Here is a 16231-nt window from a genome sequence, read left to right as displayed (position 1 = left end):
TGCGTGTCATGAGGATCACGCGCGCCGACAAAAGCGTCCTTTCCGATTGGTGGTTCACCGTCGATCGGCTGATGCTTGTCGCCTTGATGCTGCTGATGGGCGCGGGCGTGGTGCTATCGCTGGCCGCCAGCCCGCCCATTGCCGAGAAGCTCGGGCTTGATCAGTTCCATTTCGTGCGGCGCCATGTGGCGATGCTCCTGCCGGCATTTGCGATCATGTTCGCCGCTTCCACCTTGACGCCGAAGCAAATCCGGCGTGCGAGCCTCATCATCTTCCTGATCGGCATCGCCTTGATGATAGGCATTCTGTTCGTCGGGCCGGAGGTGAAAGGCGCCAAGCGCTGGCTGCACATGGGTCCCATCGGCATCCAGCCCTCGGAATTCGTGAAGCCCGCCTTCATAGTGCTCACCGCCTGGCTCTTCAACGAGAGCCAGAAACGCAAGGATGTCCCCGGGCTGGAGCTTGCGATCCTGATTTACGCCGTGTTCGCGCTGCTCCTCATCCTGCAGCCGGATTTCGGCCAGACGCTCCTCGTCAGCATCGTCTGGGCGGACTGTTCTTCATGGCAGGGATCAACATGATCTGGATCGTGGTCCTGATCGGCCTTGGCGTCCTGGGGCTGCTCTCCGCCTATTTCCTGCTGCCCCATGTGGCCTCGCGTATCGACCGGTTCCTGTTTCCGGCCTCCGGCGATACCTACCAGTCGGACCGCTCCCTGGAGTCCTTCCTGCGCGGCGGGTGGTTCGGGCGCGGGCCGGGCGAGGGGACCGTCAAGGATGTCCTGCCCGACTCCCATACGGACTTCATCTTCGCCGTCGCGGCCGAGGAATATGGCCTGATCGCCTGTCTGATCCTGTTGATCTTGTTCGCTTTCATCGTGCTGCGGGGGCTGTCGAAGGCCTCTCAAGAAAGCGATGGCTTCATCCGGCACGCCATCGCGGGGCTCGTGATGCTGTTCGGATTGCAGACTTTGATCAATATGGCCGTGAATGTCGGCCTGTTGCCCGCCAAGGGGATGACGCTGCCCTTCATTTCCTTCGGCGGTTCATCCATGCTTGCCATGGCGCTCACCATGGGCTTTACGCTGGGGTTGACCCGCAAAAGACCGAGGGCGGGGCGTTTGGAGTATTCGGCAAGCGCCGCGCATGATGGGGATCCTGCGAAGGCCAGGGGCAGACGGCTTGACCCAGACCATTCTACTCGCCGCCGGAGGCACGGGCGGACATCTCTTCCCGGCGACGGCTCTGGCCCAGGAACTGACGCGCCGCGGCTTCGCGGTGGAGCTGGCGACCGACGAGCGGGCCGGGCAGTACGGCACCGACTTTCCCGCCCGTGCCACCTACGAGGTGCCCTCGGCCACATTCTCGGGGCGGTCTCCGGGCGCGGTGATGAAGACGCTGTCCACGCTGGGGAAGGGCTATTTCCGGGCCCGGCGCCTGCTTGAGATGGTGCAGCCCCATGTGGTGGTCGGCTTCGGCGGCTATCCCACGCTGCCGCCTCTGCTCGCCGCGCGCTCGCTGGCGATCCCCACGGTCCTGCATGAACAGAACGCGGTGATGGGGCGCGCCAATCGTCTGCTGTCCCGTTTTGCCGATGCCATCGCCTTGTCGTTCGCGACGACGAAACATCTGCGGCGCAGTGCGGAGAAACGGTCGGTCGTGACCGGCAATCCCGTGCGCGATGCGGTCGTGGGGTTCCGCGATCAAGACTATGCGCCGCCGGAAGCCGCGGGCCGGCTCCTGCTGCTGATCTTTGGCGGCAGCCAGGGCGCGCGCTTCTTCTCCGAGATGATGCCGGAAGCTCTGGCTAGGCTGCCGTCGCCCCTGCGCTGGCGCTTGACGGTCGTGCAGCAGGCGCGGCCCGAGGATGTCGCTGAAGTGCGCGACGCCTATCGTGAAGCGGAAATCACGGCCCACGTGGCGCCGTTCTTCAAGGATTTGCCCGAGCGGATCGCGAACTCCCATCTCATTGTCTCCCGGGCCGGCGCGTCGACCGTGGCCGAGGTGACCGCGATCGGGCGTCCGGCCATTCTCGTGCCGCTGCCCCATGCGATCGACAACGATCAGCTCGAGAACGCACGCCGCCTCGAAGAAAGCGGCGGCGGCTGGTGTATGCACCAGTCCAGTATTTCGCCGGAGTTCTTGGCCGGTCGGCTGGAGGAATTGCTCGCCAATCCGGACAGGCTGGCGCAGGCGGCCGCCAAATCCAAGGCCATGGGCAATGTCTATGCGGTGAACAGGCTCGCCGACCTCGTGGCGGATCTAGCCGGACCGGACGGAGCGTAGGCGACCATGCATTTGCCACCGCCTGACACCACAGGCCTGTTTCACATCGTCGGCATTGGCGGCATCGGCATGAGCGCCATTGCCGAGGTCATGCACACGCGCGGCTACCGGGTCCAAGGCAGCGATCTCAAGGACGGGCCCAACCTGGCGCGGCTTCGCGATCATGGGATCGAGTGCCTCATCGGGCACGACCCCGGCAATGTCGAGGGCGCGTCCTACCTCGTGATCTCCAGCGCGGTGAAGCCGGGCAACCCGGAGTTCGAGGCGGCGCAAGAACGCGGCATCCCGATCATCCGGCGCGCCGAAATGTTGGCCGAGCTCATGCGTCCGTGCACGACCGTGTCTGTGACCGGCACGCACGGAAAGACCACCACCACGTCGTTGGTGGCGGATCTCCTTTATGGCGGCGGGCTCGATCCGACCGTGATCACCGGCGGCATCATCAACGCTTGGGGCACCAACGCCCGGATCGGCCAGGGCGAATGGATGGTCGTCGAGGCCGACGAGTCCGACGGCACCTTCCTCAAGCTGCCGACCCAGATCGGCGTCATCACCAATCTTGATCCGGAGCACATGGACTTTTGGGAGTCCGAGGAAGTCCTCCACCAAGCCTTCGAGCAATTCATCGAGAGCATCCCGTTCTACGGCACGATCGTGGCCTGCATCGACCATCCGGTCGTGCGCAGCCTGATGGCCGCGCTCGGTGGCGCAGAGAATGGACGGCGCACGCTGACCTATGGCGTGTCGCGTTCGGCGGATCTGCGGCTGTTCAATTTGCGCCCCGATCACGCGACCATGACGTTCGACGTCCGTCTCGGCTCCGGCGTCGCCGGCGGCGCGCGTGAGATCAAGGATTTGATGCTTCCGGCGCTGGGCCACTACAATGCGCTGAACGCGATCGCGGCGCTCGCCGTTGCCACGGAAGCCGGTATCAGCGATGAGGCGATCCGGGCCACGTTGGCGAACTTCTCTGGCGTGAAGCGCCGCTTCACGCGTGTCGGCGAATGGCAGGGCGTCGCGATCTACGACGACTATGCCCATCACCCCGTGGAGATCGCGGCGGTCTTGCGGGGTGCGAACGCGGCTGGGAAGGGCCGCATCGTCGCGGTCATGCAGCCGCACCGCTACACGCGCCTCCAGGCCTTGTTCAACGATTTCTCGGCGTGTTTCGACGACGCCGACGTCGTGATCCTCACGCCGGTCTACTCGGCTGGTGAAGCGCCTATCCCCGGCATCGACCGGGACGAACTTGCCGCAGGTCTGCGGCGTCACGGTCATGCGAATGTGCTCATGGTCGACGATGGAGAGTCGCTGGTAAGCACGGTCGCCTCGGTAGCGCAGGACGGCGATCTTGTGGTGGGGCTCGGCGCCGGCACGATCACCGATTGGATCAATGCGCTGCCTGCCAAGCTCGCCGCGCAGGGAGGCGCCTCGTGAGCGGAACGAAATTGTACGAAATACTCGTTGCGGCGATGCCGGACTTGCGGGGGCGCCTCGGCGCCGGATCGGTCCTCAAGGACTACACGTGGTTCCGCGTCGGGGGTCCCGCCGAAGTGCTGTTCTCGCCCGCCGACGAAGCGGACCTCGCCTATTTCATGAAGGCGCTGCCGGCTGACGTACCGGTAACGACGATCGGGCTCGGCTCGAATCTCCTTGTGCGCGACGGCGGGATCGACGGTGTTGTCATCCGCCTCGGCCGCGGCTTCAACCAAATCGAAGTCGAGGAGGGGAGTCGGCTTCGCGTCGGCACCGCTGTGCCCGATACGAAAGTGGCGCGGGCAGCGGCAGACGCAGGGATCGCCGGGCTTGCCTTCTACCGGGGCATTCCGGGCGGCATTGGCGGCGCCTTGCGCATGAACGGCGGCGCGCACGGAACCGAGACCTGCGATGTCCTCGTCGAGGCGCGGGCCGTCGACCGGTCGGGCAACGTCCACGTCCTCTCTGTGGAAGACATGGGCTACACCTATCGCCATTGCGGCGCTCCAGAGGACTACATCTTCACCGAGGCGCTGTTCCAGGGGCGCCCCGGCGATCCGGCCGAGATTCTCGCCGAGATGGACGAGATCGCCGCTTATCGCGAAGAGGTGCAGCCCATCAAAAGCCGTACGGGCGGGTCGACCTTCAAGAACCCGCAAGACAACAAATCCTGGCAGCTCATCGACGCGGCCGGCTGCCGGGGGCTCGCCGTGGGCGATGCGAAAGTCTCCGAATTGCACTGCAACTTCCTCATCAACGAGGGCAATGCCTCGGCGGCCGATCTCGAAACGCTCGGCGAGACCGTGCGGGAGCGCGTCAAGGAAACGAGCGGCGTCCAGCTCGAATGGGAAATCAAGCGGCTCGGCAAGCCCGCCTAGCCGTCGTCCCACCCCATCCTTGGGCGTGGCCCAAAGTCCGCAGCCTCCCATTTTTCGCTCAAAATCAATCGGCGTGCGCCGTCGCGCAATTACGGTTAATGCAGCGTTAACCAAATCGGAGTGTCTTGCGTAGTGAAGGACGCGAGGCGCTCTTTCCGCGCTTCCGTCCAAGTCACAAGGGCCGTTCCATGACCGAAAAACAAACCCACGTCGCCGTTCTGATGGGAGGTCTGTCCTCCGAGCGCGAGATATCGCTCCGGTCCGGCACCGCCTGTGCCGAGGCCCTCGAGGGAGAAGGCTACAAGGTCACCAAGGTCGATGTGGGCCGGGATGTCGCGGAGCGTTTGGCCGCGATCAAGCCGGATGTCTGTTTCAACGCACTCCACGGCAAATACGGTGAAGACGGCTGCATCCAAGGCGTTCTCGAGACCATGGGGCTGCCCTACACCCATTCGGGCGTTCTGGCCTCGGCGCTCGCCATGCACAAGGAACGCGCGAAGGCCGTTCTCCGCGAGGCCGGTGTGCCGGTGGCCGAAAGCCGGGTCGTGAGCCGGGCCGAAGCGGCCAAGGGGCACCCCATCGACCCGCCTTACGTGATCAAGCCGCCGGCAGAGGGCTCATCCGTCGGCGTTTACATCATCCGTGAAGACCAAGCGCACCCGCCGCAGGAGTTGATGTCCGCCGATTGGGCGCTGGGCGAGGAACTCATGGTGGAGCGTTTCATCCCTGGCCGCGAGCTCACCTGCGCCGTGATGGGCGACGAAGCGCTGGACGTGATCGAGATCCGTCCGGCCGAGGGCCTCACCTTCTACGACTACGAGTCGAAATACGCCCCGGGAGGGTCAATTCACGTCCTCCCGGCGCCAATTAAACTAAATGTTTACCAATTGGTACAGAAGCTGTCGGTAGCGGCTCATAGGGCACTGGGCTGCCGTGGGGTCAGTCGGAGCGACTTCCGTTACGACGACCGGCCGGATGGAACGGGGGAACTGATCTGTCTTGAGGTCAACACCCAACCGGGCATGACGTCCACGTCACTGGTGCCGGAGCTTGCCGCCCATAAAGGGCGATCATTTGGTGAGCTGGTCCGTTGGATCGTGGAGGATGCGTCGTGCAATCGCTAGGCACGTCAAGAGGTTACGGCAGACAAGGAGGGTCCCGCAGGGCGCCGATGGCGAACCGCGCGGCGAGCCCCTACGAGCGCCAGCTCCCCGTGCCGCAAGGACGCCGGTCGGTCGCGACGAAGGGACCGAGGCAGATACAGCTCGGCCGCACGCGCCGGGGCCCCCTCGGCGCCAAGTGGCAGCTCCTGTGCGCCGCGTTCGTAGCCAGCGCGGTGCTCTATGGCGCGATCGTCGGCGGTCAAATCGAAAAAATTTTTAACGCGACGGTAACAGGCGCCGAGCGTGCCGCCGTTGCGATGGGTTTCGGGGTCAAGCGCGTGGTCGTCGAGGGGCAGAAGAATGCCACCGACTATGCGATCACGACGGCTCTCGGCGCCGGGCCCGAGACGTTCATGCTGGGGTTCGATACGGACGCCGCCAAGGACCGTCTTGAGGCGGTTCCGTGGATCCGCCATGCGCGCGTGATGCGCCTTTTGCCCTCGACCTTGCAGGTCGAGATCGAAGAGCGCGACCCATACGCGATCTGGCAAAACAAGAGACAGACCTTCGTCGTCGACAGCGAAGGCGTCGTGTTGGCGCCGGCGTTGCCTCAAGCCTTTCCGCACCTGCCTCTCGTCGTCGGCGAGGGCGCCGGTAAGCACGCGGCAGCCCTCTACCAGACCCTTGAGCCCTACAAGGATCTGAGAAGCCGGATGCTTGCGGCCCTGCGCGTCGGCGACCGCCGCTGGACGCTCAAGCTGCGCACGGGCACCGAAATCATGCTGCCCGACGGCAATATCGAAATGGCTCTGGATGCGCTTCAGAAGCTCGAGCGCGAGCGCGGGGTGTTCCAGCAGGACATCGCGGCCATCGACATGCGCCTCCTGGACCGGGTCACGCTGCGGCTGCGCGAAACCACGGCCGCGTCCGCTCAGGACGTCACGACGCCTGCCGGCGTGCCCACATCGGCGACCGGCACGATCAATCAGCCCGTAATCCATCAACCCAACGGCAGAACGTAAGAGGGAGCTTGAGGGCACGGGGATGACCTACAACCCAACGATCAGAGGAAAGCGCCAGCGCATCGTTACCGCTCTCGATATCGGTACGAGCAAAGTGTGCTGCCTGATCGGCAAGACCTCCGACATGCCCGATTGGGCCGAGGGCGGCGCTGACGCCGTCCAGTTCGACGTGCTCGGCTTCGGTCATACACGCGCCGAAGGCCTCAAGGCCGGCATGGTGACCCATCTGGACAGCGCCGAGCGCTGCATCCGTGCCGCCGTCGATTCCGCCGAACGCATGGCCGGTGTGATTGTCGAGGACGTGCACGTCTCGGTGACGGCCGGACGCCTCAAGAGCGACAGCTTCTCGGCGGGCGTTGGACTTCCGTCCGGTTCTGTTCGGGAAGACGATGTGCAGCGCCTGCTCGCCGGCGGCCGCCAATACGCCGCCCGCGACCGGCGCACGGTGCTGCATGCTCTGCCCACTGATTTTCGCCTCGACGACAACGGCGGCATCTCCGAACCGCACGGCATGTGCGGCGAACGCCTGTCGGTCGATCTGCATACCGTTACCGCGGACGATGCCGCGACCCGCAACCTGATGCTCAGCGTCGAACGCTGCCATCTCGGCGTCGGCGGTCTGGTGGCGGCGCCCTATGCCAGCGCGCTGTCCGTCGTGACGCCCGATGAAGCGAAGCTCGGCGTGGCGGTCATCGACTTCGGTGCCGGAACGACGACTTTGTCGGTCATCGCCGACGGGCATTTCCTGCATGCCGATGCGATCGCGCTCGGCGGTCACGGCGTGACGGTCGATATCGCGCGCACGCTCGGCGCACCGATGGAGCATGCCGAGCGGCTCAAGACCCTGCACGGCAGTGCGTTCGCAACGCTGTCCGACGAACGCGAGATCATCACCTATCCGTGCGTGACCGGCGTCGCGCAGGGGAACATCAATCAAATCACGAAGGCCCAGCTCGCCTGCGTCATCCGTCCGCGCGTCGAGGAAATCCTCGATCTCATGCGCCACCGGCTCGCATCGAGCGGCTTCCCGGCCGAGGTCGCCCAGCATCTGGTGCTGACCGGCGGTGGAAGCCAGCTCACGGGCCTCGTCGAGCTTGCCTCGAACATGTTTGGACGCCCGGCGCGGCTTGGCCGCCCGCGCGTCATGACGGGATTGCCGCCTGCCGCCGCCGCGCCGGATTTCTCCGCCGCGATCGGTCTGCTTCTGCATTGGGCGCGCGGTGACGAAAGGCTCGGAACCCAAACCGGGCAACGGTTCTTGCGTACGGGGACAGGCTACTTCGCCCGGATGGGCGAGTGGATCATGGAGAATTTCTAACGGACACGAAGCCGGACGCCCCGCGTTAAATGGGGGTGTGGGTGTCGGCTCAATAGCAAGGGGCAATTCGCAAGGATTGGAAGCCACCATGACGATCAATCTCAAAGTGCCAGATCTGACCGAGCTCAAGCCGCGGATCACCGTTTTCGGTGTGGGTGGCGCCGGCGGAAACGCCGTGAACAACATGATTGAGCGCGGGCTCAACGGGGTCGAATTCGTTGTCGCCAATACCGACGCGCAGGCCCTGGCAAGCTCGAGCGCCGAACGCCGCATCCAGATGGGCAACAACGTCACCGAGGGTCTCGGTGCCGGGTCCAAGCCGGAGATCGGCGCTGCCGCCGCCGAAGAAGCCATGGCGGACGTGAAAGCCCACCTCGTCGGTTGCCATATGGCCTTCATCACGGCCGGTATGGGTGGTGGAACCGGAACAGGCGCTGCGCCCGTTATTGCCCGCGCCTCCCGCGAGGAAGGCATTCTGACGGTCGGTGTCGTCACCAAACCGTTCCAGTTCGAAGGCGCGCGCCGCATGCGCGCCGCCGAGGCCGGTATCGAGGAACTGCAGAAATACGTCGATACCCTGCTCATCATTCCGAACCAGAACCTGTTCCGGATCGCCAACGAGAAGACGACCTTCACGGACGCTTTCGGCATGGCCGACGACGTGCTGCGCTCCGGTGTGGGCTGCATCACCGACCTGATGGTCAAGGAAGGCCTCATCAACCTCGACTTCGCCGATGTCCGGACGATCATGGCCGGCATGGGCAAGGCCATGATGGGAACCGGCGAGGCGAGCGGCGACCGGCGCGCGATCGACGCTGCCGAGGCTGCCATCTCGAACCCGCTGCTCGACGATGTCTGCATGAAGGGCGCGAGCGGTCTTCTGGTCTCGATCACGGGCGGCAGCGATCTGACGCTTTATGAAGTCGACGAGGCTGCCAGCCGTATCCGCACCGAGGCGGATGAGGACGCCAACATCATCGTCGGCGCGACCTATGACGACGAGCTCGACGGCTTGATCCGCGTGTCCGTGGTTGCCACGGGGATAGGGACACTCTCGGCCGAGGAGCAGTCCCCGGAGACGGCGGCACAGCCGCAAGCCGACCGCGGGCGTCTGACGGAGCGTCTGGCCGGGCTCACGATGGTCCCGGGCGGCAGCCCCGACGAGCCGGTCGATCTGGACGAGAGCCTCATGGTGCCTGCGCAGGAGCCGGCCAAGGATGCTCAGGTCTGGCATGCGCCGAATGACGTGACCATCGAGAAGCGGCCTCAGGCTGTCGGCGGCGTTGCCCTGCCGCGGCCGCCGGCCGCGCCGAAGCCGTCGGAAGCGCCGCGCAATTTCCAGCCTGCGCCTCCGGCCGCCATCAAGCGGCCCGTACGCCGCATGCCGAGTGTCGAAGAGCTGCCCATGGTGGCTCAGAAGGCCCTCCAGGCGAAGGCGGGCGAGAACGATGCCGCCGGCCTGGATGCCCACAAGAAAAAGGTCGGATTCTTGGAGCGCCTGGCGAACGTCGGGCGGGGCAAGAAGGACGACGATGCGGAAATGTCGCCCAAGATGGAGCCGGACTTCGCGCCGACCCCGGTGGCGGGCCGTCCGGCACCGCGTCCTCCGGCACCGCCTGCGGCCGCCGCACAAGCTCAAGCCGCCCCGGCCCAGCCGCCCCGGCCCCTGAATGTGCAACGGCCGGCCGTGCAGCAGGCTCGGCCGCCGCAGCGTCTCGATACCCAGCCGCGGGTCGTCCACACCCAGGCGGCTGCAGCCGTCGCGCAGGTAGAATCGCTCGGGGACGACGACCTCGAGATTCCCGCTTTCCTGCGCCGTCGCGCGAACTGAGACGGGGGGCGGGCGTTAACGATAATGCCCGCCCCGTCACTCCGGTTTTAGAAAAATATATTCTAGATCAATATATTACGAGCATTACAGGCCCGTAATAGAGTGTAAGAAACCGTGATTTGTCCCATGTCTGACCGAGGGGGTATGGTTCCTAATAGATTGATTGGCCGACTCAAATAGGCACACCCAATAGAGCGACAATAATGGGTGACGCGATCCGGGAAATAGGGAAAACGGATCGATGATAATGCCGAAGACAGCCGATCGATTGGGGGGCTCGGAGCTTTCTCCGGGCTTGAGTAGGGGCCTAAAGACTGCGCGGGGGCCAACGGGGGCCATGAAAGGTTTCATCGGGGCAAGGCAAACAACGCTTGCCAACGAGATTTCACTCACAGGTATCGGGGTCCATAGCGGCGCTCCTGTTTCCTTGACACTGTGTCCGGCCGACAGCGATACCGGCCTTCGCTTCCTAATTTCCAATGATGACGACGCGGATGGCGTTGAGATTGCTGCGGATCAGCAGTGTGTCTCCGGCGTTACGCTCTGTACGGTTCTCGGCGACGGGAACGGGGCTTCGGTCGCGACTGTCGAGCACGTGCTTGCCGCGCTACGCGGTCTCGGCGTCGATAACGCCCTGATCGAGATCGACAGCGGCGAAGTGCCGATCATGGACGGCAGCGCCGCTCCGTTCGTCGAAGCGATCGACGAGGTCGGGATCGCCGAACTCGAGGCACCCCGCCGCTTCCTGAAGGTTCTCAAGCCGATCTGCGTCGAGGAAAACGGCGCCGTCGGCGAACTGACCCCCTACAATGGCTTCCATCTCGACGTCGAGATCGACTTCGAGACCCCGCTGATCGGCAAGCAGAACCTGTCGATCGAGCTCAATCCGGGCGCTTTCCGCCGCGATATCTCCCGCGCCCGCACGTTCGGCTTCATGAAGGACGTCGAGCAGCTCTGGGCCGCCGGCCTTGCACTCGGTGCCTCTCTCGACAACACGGTCGCCATCGGCGAGGACCGCGTCATCAACCGTGAAGGCCTGCGTTACGCCGACGAGTTCGTGCGGCACAAGGCTCTCGACGCCGTTGGCGATCTGGCTCTGGCTGGTGCACCGATCCTCGGCGCCTATCGCAGCCGTCGCGGCGGGCATCGGCTCAATGCGCTGGTTCTCAAGGAGCTGTTCGCGGATCCGGACGCCTGGACCATGGTCGAGGCCCCGCGCTACCGCGACGTGCGTCATGCCGAACTTACCCCCGGCCTGGCGGCAGCCCACTTTGCGGCCGATCGCAGCTAGCGCGCCTCGTTCCTAAACGATTTGAAGTAAATTTGTGGCATCGTGCCGCTAATCTAGCGGGACGATGTCTGCCGTTTGAGGCGCCTGAGGCCCAAAAGACACCATAATACAGGAGTTTGTTGTGGCCTCGTCCGCTTAGCGCTTGCCCTTGGCGGATTTTGCGTGACATTGACCGCATTGATGACCGGCGATTTGAGGGGGAACATGTCCGGACCGGCTCGGCCGTCTTTTGGGACAGCACAGGTGGAACGGAACGGACGGCTGCTCTCGGGGCTGCTGTCGGTTGCGCTTCTTCTCACCGTGCCGCTGGTCGGCGGTTGTGGCTCCTTCGGAGGCTTCGACTCCCTCGGCTCGGGCGGCGGCCCGCTGGGCAAGTGGTTCGGCAAGAAGGACGAGGTCCCGCCGCTGAACACCGACCCCGCCGAAGTCATCTACGGCCAAGCCGATCAGATGGCCGATCAAGGCAAGTTCAAGGAAGCCGCCCGCCAGTACGAAGAAGTCGATATTGCCCATCCCTATTCGCGGGAAGCGCGCCGGGCCATCATCATGGCCTCCTACTCCTATTACCGCGCGGGCAAGTACGACGAGGCCATCGCTTCCGCCGACCGGTATTTGACGCTGCACCCGGGCACGAAAGAGGCGGCCTTCGCGCAAGACATTATCGCGAAGTCCTATTACGACCGGATCCTCGATCCCAAGCGGGATCAGACCTTCGCGCGCCGGTCGCTGGGCGCCTATGAAAAGCTGGTTCAGCGCTACCCGTCGTCGGAATACGCCGCCGAGGCTGCAAACCGCATCCGAATCCTGCAGGATCTGATCGCCGCGAGCGAGATGCAGGTCGGGCGTTACTATCTGCGCCGGAACAACTATCTTGCGGCCATCAATCGCTTCAAGACGGTGGTCACCGAGTACCAGACCACCGAGCAAGTCGAAGAGGCCTTGATGCGGCTGACCGAGGCCTATATGGCGTTAGGTATCGTCAATGAGGCCCAGACGGCGGCCGCCGTGCTTGGCCATAACTTCCCGGACAGTAAGTGGTACAAGCACGCTTACAAACTCCTAGGACAGCGCGGTCTCGAGCCTCAGCAATATCAGGGGTCGTGGATCACCCGGGCTTGGAAGACCCGAAGCTGGACCGGCGCCGGGCAAACCTAATAGGCCACCGGTGTTAGCGGCCCTGTCGATCCGCGACATCGTCCTGATCGACAAGCTCGATCTCGAGTTCGGCGAGGGCCTGTCCGCGCTGACCGGCGAGACGGGCGCCGGCAAATCCATCCTCCTCGATGCCTTGTCGCTCGCTCTTGGCGGGCGTGGCGATGCGTCTCTGGTCCGGCGTGACGCCGAAAAGGGGCAGGTTACCGCCAGCTTCGAACTCGCGCCCGAGCATCCCGTGTTTGCGCTTCTGTCGGAAAACGGAATCGCGATCGAGGACTCCGTGCTGATCCTCCGGCGGCTGCAAGGCACTGATGGGCGCAGCCGCGCTTTCATCAACGACATGAGCGTCAGCGTGCAGCTTCTGCGGCAGGTGGGGCGGGCGCTGGTCGAGATCCACGGCCAGCATGACGAGCGCGCCCTGATCGATCCGAGCGGCCATCGCGACCTCGTCGATGCCTTCGGCGGGCTGGAGCGCGACGCCGACAAGGTCGCCGCCTGCTACGAGGCTTGGGCCGACGCCGACGCCGCGCGCCTGCGTCACGAAAGCGAAGTCGCCGCCGCCCGCGCCAACGCGGACTATCTCGCGCACGCTCTGGACGAGCTACAGAAGCTCGGGCCGGAAGCCGGCGAAGAGGAGACTCTGTCGTCCCGCCGGCAGCTTATGATGAACGCCGAGAAGATCGCGTCCGAACTCGACGAGGCCATGGACGCGTTGCAGGGGGAGGGGACGGCCGGTGCCCGGCTCGCCTCCGCGCTACGGCGGATCGAGCGTCAGGCTGCAACGGCGGGGGCCGACGCAAGCTCGCCCTTTGCCGCCGTGGCGGACGCACTCGAGCGGGTGCTGAGCGAGACCGAGAATGCGCGGGGGCGAATAGAGGAAGCCCTTGCTGCCACCGCCTTCGAACCTGGAGAACTGGAACGCACCGAAGAGCGGCTGTTCGCGCTGCGTGCGCTTGCCCGCAAGCATCGCATACAGGTCGACGCGCTGCCCGCGCTCCAAGAGAAACTGGAGGCCGATCTCGCGGCGATCACCACGAGCGAGTCCAAGGCGGCTGAGCTCGCCAAGGCTGCCGAGCAGGCCCGGGAGGCCTACGAGCAGGCGGCACTCGCCTTGAGCAAGGCTCGAGCCAAGGCCGCCAAGAAACTGGACAAGGACGTGGCGGGCGAACTGGCCCCGCTGAAGCTCGAAAAGGCGCGCTTCGTGACCCAGGTCGACACGGTCGATCTTCAAGAAGGCGGACCCTCGGGGTCGATCGCATCGCCTTTTTCGTTTCGGCCAATCCCGGCACCGAACCGGGCCCGATGATGAAGGTCGCGTCCGGCGGCGAGCTGGCGCGGTTCATCCTGGCGCTGAAGGTTGTGCTGGCCTCGCGTGGCTCTGCGCCCACGCTCATCTTCGACGAAGTCGAGTCCGGCGTCGGCGGCGCCACCGCGGCCGCGGTCGGCGAACGGCTCGCGGGGCTCGGCGAGAATGTCCAGGTGCTGGCGGTGACCCACGCGCCCCAAGTCGCGGCGCTGGCGCGCGCGCATCTGCGCATCGCCAAGGAGACGGTGCCGACAGCTAAGGGTGAGGCCATGACCACGCGCGTCGCGGTGCTCGGCGACGAGGAACGGCGCGAGGAAGTCGCGCGCATGCTGGCCGGTCAGACCATCACGGACGAAGCGCGCGCCGCCGCCGACCGTCTGCTGCGCAAGTCGGCGTGAGGCGCGAGGACATGGCCAAAAAACCCACGAAGAAACCCGCAAAGAAGTCCACGAAGCAGGACGAACGGGCCGAGAAGCCCGTCGACGATCTGACCGAAGACGAGGCCGACAAGGAACTGGCGCGGCTTGCAGCCGAAATCGCCCATCACGACGCGCTCTATTACCAGAAGGACGATCCGGAGATTTCGGATGCGGACTACGACGCGCTGCGCCTGCGCAACGAGGCCATCGAAGCGCGCTTCCCGGGACTGATCCGCGAGGACAGTCCGGCAAAGAGGGTCGGCGCCGCACCGGCAGACGGCTTCAGCAAGGTCACCCATGCAGTGCCGATGCTGTCGCTCGGCAACGTGTTCGACGACGAGGGCGTGCGTGACTTCGTGGACCGCATCCGCCGTTTTCTCGGCCTCGATGCGGATACGCCGCTGGCCTTCACCACCGAGCCCAAGATCGACGGGCTCTCGATCGGCCTGCGCTACGAAGGGGGCCGCTTGGTGCAGGCGGCCACGCGCGGTGACGGCTATGTGGGCGAAAACGTCACGGCCAATGTCATGACCATCGGCGACATTCCCAAACAGGTCAAAGCGCGTGACTTCCCCGATCCGTTCGAAGTGCGCGGCGAGATCTACATGAGCCACAGCGCCTTCACCGCGCTGAATGCGGAGCAGGAAAAGGCAGGGGCCAAGATATTCGCCAATCCGCGCAATGCCGCGGCAGGGTCGCTGCGTCAGTTGGACTCGTCGGTGACCGCTTCGCGGCCGCTCCAGTTCTTCGCCTATGCCTGGGGCGACGCTGCAAGCCTGCCGGCCGACACCCAATGGGGCGTGTACGAAGCTTTTGCGAGATGGGGCTTTCCGCTCAATCCGCTGGCGAAGCTCACGGACTCGCTCGATGAGATGCTCGGCATCTATCGTGAGATCGAGGAGGGCAGGGCTGGTCTCGACTACGATATCGACGGCGTCGTCTACAAGCTCGACCGGCTCGACCTGCAGCAGCGTCTCGGCTTCGTTTCGCGCTCGCCGCGCTGGGCCATCGCGCACAAGTTTCCCGCCCAGAAGGCGACCACGATCCTGCGCGACATCGAGATCCAGGTGGGCCGCACCGGTGCGCTGACCCCCGTCGCCAAGCTGGAGCCGGTGACGGTCGGCGGCGTCGTGGTTCAGAACGCCACCCTGCACAACGAAGACGAGATCGCGCGCAAGGACGTCCGCATCGGCGACACGGTCATCCTGCAGCGGGCGGGCGACGTGATCCCGCAAATACTCGGGCCGGTCCTCGACAAGCGGCCCAAGAGCGCCAAGCCGTTCAAGTTTCCGACCGTCTGTCCCGCCTGCGGCAGTCACGCGGTGCGCGAGATCAATCCGAACACGGGCAGGGAGGACGCGGTGCGCCGCTGCACCGGCGGCTTGATCTGCCCGGCGCAGCGGGTCGAACGGCTGAAGCACTTCGTCTCGCGCAATGCCTTCGACATCGAGGGGCTGGGCGAAAAGAACATCCAGGCCTTCTACGACGAGGGCCTCATCCAATCGCCGCCGGACATTTTCACGCTGGCCGCTCGTGATGCCAAGGCCGACGAGAGGCTCGAAAAGCACGAAGGCTGGGGGGCGACCTCCGCGCAGAAACTGTTCGATGCCATCGCCGCGCGGCGCAACGTGTCACTCGACCGCTTCATCTATGCGCTCGGCATCCGCCATGTGGGCGAGATCACGGGCCGGCTGCTCGCGCGCAGCTACGGCACGATCGAGAACTTCCTCACAGCTATGGGCCAAGCCGCAAAGGATCGCGAGGGCGAAGCCTTCAAGGACCTCGAGAATATCGACGGCATCGGCCCGACCGCTGCGGCCGCGATCGCCGACTTCTTCGGCGAGCCGCACAACACGGAAGTGATCCACGACCTCCTCGAGGAGGTGAAGCCGAAACCGCTCGAAGCCGTCGACAACGCCTCGCCGGTATCCGGCAAGACGGTAGTGTTCACCGGTACGCTGGAACACATGACGCGGGCGGAAGCCAAAGCCCAGGCCGAACGGCTCGGCGCCAAGGTCGCTGGCTCCGTGTCGAAAAACACCGACTACGTCGTGGCGGGCCCTGGCGCCGGTTCCAAGCTCAAGAACGCGAAGGATCTCGGCGTCGAGGTTCTGACAGAGGACGAGTGGCTGAAGCTGATCGAGTAG

The 16231-nt window shown here is 64.9% G+C and carries 10 protein-coding genes and 2 pseudogenes; all 12 read left to right on the top strand.

The window, feature by feature from the left end; genetic code table 11:
* Positions 1 to 8: 8 nt before the first annotated feature.
* Positions 9 to 1114, top strand: a pseudogene (gene ftsW, locus DCY11_RS02290) (putative lipid II flippase FtsW); the annotation flags it as partial.
* 31 nt (positions 1115 to 1145) lie between these two features.
* On the top strand, positions 1146 to 2285 hold the full coding sequence (gene murG / locus DCY11_RS02285; protein WP_371515023.1) for an undecaprenyldiphospho-muramoylpentapeptide beta-N-acetylglucosaminyltransferase: 1140 nt from the start codon (positions 1146 to 1148) through the stop codon (positions 2283 to 2285).
* A 6-nt stretch (positions 2286 to 2291) separates the two neighbouring features.
* Positions 2292 to 3722, top strand: a complete 1431-nt coding sequence (gene murC, locus DCY11_RS02280) for a UDP-N-acetylmuramate--L-alanine ligase (RefSeq protein WP_108681077.1) — start codon at positions 2292 to 2294, stop codon at positions 3720 to 3722.
* A 35-nt stretch (positions 3723 to 3757) separates the two neighbouring features.
* Complete coding sequence (gene murB, locus DCY11_RS02275) at positions 3758 to 4639, top strand: UDP-N-acetylmuramate dehydrogenase (RefSeq protein ID WP_108681076.1); 882 nt, start codon at positions 3758 to 3760, stop codon at positions 4637 to 4639.
* Between the two features lie 188 nt (positions 4640 to 4827).
* Positions 4828 to 5763, top strand: coding sequence for a D-alanine--D-alanine ligase (locus DCY11_RS02270; protein ID WP_069445181.1), 936 nt, complete (start codon positions 4828 to 4830; stop codon positions 5761 to 5763).
* A 47-nt stretch (positions 5764 to 5810) separates the two neighbouring features.
* Positions 5811 to 6764, top strand: a complete 954-nt coding sequence (locus tag DCY11_RS02265; protein WP_108681075.1) for a cell division protein FtsQ/DivIB — start codon at positions 5811 to 5813, stop codon at positions 6762 to 6764.
* A gap of 22 nt (positions 6765 to 6786) precedes the next feature.
* Positions 6787 to 8082, top strand: coding sequence for a cell division protein FtsA (ftsA, locus tag DCY11_RS02260; protein ID WP_108681074.1), 1296 nt, complete (start codon positions 6787 to 6789; stop codon positions 8080 to 8082).
* Positions 8083 to 8170: 88 nt separating this feature from the next.
* On the top strand, positions 8171 to 9913 hold the full coding sequence (gene ftsZ, locus DCY11_RS02255; protein ID WP_108681073.1) for a cell division protein FtsZ: 1743 nt from the start codon (positions 8171 to 8173) through the stop codon (positions 9911 to 9913).
* A gap of 337 nt (positions 9914 to 10250) precedes the next feature.
* Complete coding sequence (lpxC, locus tag DCY11_RS02250) at positions 10251 to 11204, top strand: UDP-3-O-acyl-N-acetylglucosamine deacetylase (RefSeq protein ID WP_108681072.1); 954 nt, start codon at positions 10251 to 10253, stop codon at positions 11202 to 11204.
* Between the two features lie 243 nt (positions 11205 to 11447).
* Entirely contained in the window at positions 11448 to 12359 is a 912-nt protein-coding gene (locus DCY11_RS02245; protein ID WP_245409428.1) for an outer membrane protein assembly factor BamD, read from the top strand.
* Positions 12360 to 12369: 10 nt separating this feature from the next.
* Positions 12370 to 14063 (top strand): annotated as a pseudogene (gene recN / locus DCY11_RS02240) (DNA repair protein RecN).
* 11 nt (positions 14064 to 14074) lie between these two features.
* Positions 14075 to 16231 (top strand): NAD-dependent DNA ligase LigA, encoded by a 2157-nt coding sequence (gene ligA, locus DCY11_RS02235; protein ID WP_108681070.1) that lies wholly within the window; start codon positions 14075 to 14077, stop codon positions 16229 to 16231.

Source organism: Methyloceanibacter sp. wino2, from assembly GCF_003071365.1.
Taxonomy (GTDB): Bacteria; Pseudomonadota; Alphaproteobacteria; order Rhizobiales; family Methyloligellaceae; genus Methyloceanibacter.
The sequence above is the reverse complement of the archived record's forward strand: the minus strand, read 5'-3'. Positions and strand labels throughout refer to the sequence as shown.